1 pseudogene is annotated in these 264 nt (G+C 61.0%); it reads left to right on the forward strand.

Features of this window, described 5'->3' with window-relative positions:
* Positions 1 to 26: 26 nt before the first annotated feature.
* A pseudogene (locus QMX86_RS28280) lies at positions 27 to 264 on the forward strand (hypothetical protein); the annotation flags it as partial.

Genomic DNA, 264 nt, shown 5'->3' on the forward strand with positions numbered 1-264 from the left:
AAACAATCTGGGCTCGGCAAAGGTTCATGGATGAAAGCGGCACACTGCAGGAGTCGAAAGACAGCGAGCCGCTGCACTTTGACGTCGTGCCGGCCGCCCCCTTCATTGAAACCCCGGTCGAGGGCAACGCCATCGGGCAGCAAGTGGTGGTATGCGGTTTTGGCGTGCCGGGCGATACGGTTACGGTGACGCTGGTCGGTGCCACGCGCTCAGAGCCGGCAAGTGGAATCGTGCAGGAAAATCGCACCTGGTCAGTGATGCTCG

Source organism: Pseudomonas sp. PS01270 (genome assembly GCF_029959775.1).
In the GTDB taxonomy this organism is placed as follows: Bacteria; Pseudomonadota; Gammaproteobacteria; order Pseudomonadales; family Pseudomonadaceae; genus Aquipseudomonas; species Aquipseudomonas atacamensis.